Annotated in this window: 2 protein-coding genes; one reads left to right on the forward strand and one right to left on the reverse strand. The window is 64.9% G+C overall.

Going from position 1 to position 2,211, the window contains the following annotated elements:
• Positions 1–179 precede the first annotated feature (179 nt).
• Positions 180–950 (reverse strand): helix-turn-helix transcriptional regulator, encoded by a 771-nt coding sequence (locus RT662_RS07905; protein ID WP_313670164.1) that lies wholly within the window; start codon positions 948–950, stop codon positions 180–182.
• 276 nt (positions 951–1,226) lie between these two features.
• Between RT662_RS07905 and RT662_RS07910 the strand changes: the two genes are divergently transcribed.
• On the forward strand, positions 1,227–2,211 hold a 985-nt coding region (locus tag RT662_RS07910; protein WP_313670165.1), incomplete at its 3' end, for a multiheme c-type cytochrome.

A 2,211-nucleotide genomic window follows, 5' to 3' on the forward strand; every position in this document is an offset into this window, starting at 1 on the left:
ATCGGCGCCGGCCTGGGTGAAATCGGCCGAAAGGCTGGTGGTGCCTTTCAGCGACACGGCGATATCGGCAAGCGAAGTCGCGCTGGCCGGGGCGGCAGCGAGAAGCAGAACGAGAGGGACAAGCTGTTTCATGCCCCCGCCATAACCGGCAGCGGCTTCACACGCCATGAACGGATTGGTTACGCAGCGGCGCCCAGATAGCCCAGCTGTGCCGCCTTGAAGATGGTCTGGCTGCGGTTGACGGCGTTCAGTTTCTCGCCGGCGTTCTGGATGTGGAAGCGCACGGTGGCGTGGCTGCGCGACAGGATCAGGCTGATTTCCTTGTCGGTCTTGCCGATGCTGGCCCAACGCAGGCACTCCACCTCGCGCTTGGTGAGTTGGCAATCACCCGGCAGCCAGCGGCGGGTGCGGTGCGCCTTCACATAGCCAGCAAGGAAGCGGTGCGACATCAGCGCCAGGATATCGGCCCATTGTTCATACTCGGCCGAAAGATCGGTGCGGCTGGCATCGCGCGAGACGAAGCAGACGGCGCCGATCTGGCCGAAGGGCAGATGCACCGGCACCACGATGGCGGCCTTGGTCAGCGCCCGCTTCTCGAAATTCTCCAGGTTCATTTCGTCGAGATAGGGGTTGGGCTGACGGGTGAAGAAACCGGTGGCATTGGCCCAGAACACTTCGGATTCATACCGGCAGGCGCGCGGCAACGGCGATGACAGGGCGAGCTTGCTGTCTTTCCACCAATGCTCGTTCTCGCCGGTCCAGCCGAACACGTCGGCAGCCAGGATATTGCCGTCGATATCCTCCATCGGCGCCTTTGACGCGATATTGTCGGCCGCAATGACATGCAGGCCGGTGAGTTCCAGCGCGATGTCGCGCATGGCTTCGGCAGCACGGCGGGCATCGATCATCGATCGAACGGAAACGGCGGCAAGGCTGGCGTGCAGGTCCATCGGTCACTCCCCAGAGCAAGGTGCGAGGGGTTGGTCTCTACGGACCGATCGGGTGAACCCCGTACTCCCTCATGCTTATCGCAGGCGGGGAAGTAATCACAGCCGGGCACGCCCTGCAATGGGCTTTGGCTGAACAGGCGAAAACAGTGGCTGATTCTGGTGAAAACGGCCTCGGATGCTTGCATGTTGTCAGCACTTTGCTACCTTGTGGCGCACCGGGGGGAACGGACAGTGCTTGCGCCAGCAACGGGGAAAATTCGCGCTTTGGCAGAACGCATGGTGGCAGCGGGCCATTGGCTGCGAGTCGCCATCGTGGCGGGCGCGCTGCTGGGGGGGCTTGGCGAATCGCCGTTGGCGGCCGCGCCGATTGATCGCGCCGTGCACCAGGGCGTTGCAAGCTGCGCCGGTTCCACCTGCCATGGCCGCCAGGAAGCCACCGGGCCGCGGGTTCGCCAGAATGAAGTATTGAGCTGGTCTGACCCGGCCAGCCTGACCGGCGTGCACAGCCGGGCCTGGAAAGTGCTGAACGAACCGCGCGCGCAGGCCATCGGCCGGCGGCTGGGCATCGCCAATGTCGCGGCCTCCAAGGAATGCATCAGCTGTCACGGTGATCCGGCGCCGGTGCGCGGGCCGAAATGGCAGCAGTCCGATGGGGTTGGCTGCGAGGCCTGCCATGGCGGATCGGATCGCTGGCTGGCCAGCCATGCCAGCGTGAAGGCCAGCCATGCCGACAATGTGGCCAAGGGTATGTGGGCGGTGAACGATCCGGCGGTGCGCGCCAGCGTGTGCCTCGATTGCCATTTCGGGTCTGACAAGCCGGGACAGTTCGTGTTTCACCGTATCATGGCCGCCGGCCACCCGCGCGTGGCCTTTGAACTTGATCTGTTCACATCGCTGCAGCGCCACCATGACGAGGATGCCGACTATGCCGCGCGCAAGACCGTGGCCGGCGGCGTGAAGACCTGGGCCGTGGGCCAGGCGCTGGCGGTGGAGCGGGCGCTGTCGCTGTTGCCGGCCGCGTCGGCGCGGGTGACGGGGCCAGATTATTATTTCTATGATTGCCGCAGCTGCCACCGCACCTTCAGTGATGATCCGGCCGCGCAGATTGTGGCGCGCACCAATGGCTGGCGGCCGATCCCGCCGGGCCAGCCGGTGTGGAACGACGAACAGATGATCATGCTGGCGGCAGCCGCAAAGGTCGCGGCGCCGGATGTGGCGCGCAGTTTCGACAGCCAGAGCCGGGCGTTCCACTCTGCACTGG

The organism is Sandarakinorhabdus sp. (assembly GCF_032115815.1).
Taxonomy (GTDB): Bacteria; Pseudomonadota; Alphaproteobacteria; order Sphingomonadales; family Sphingomonadaceae; genus Sandarakinorhabdus.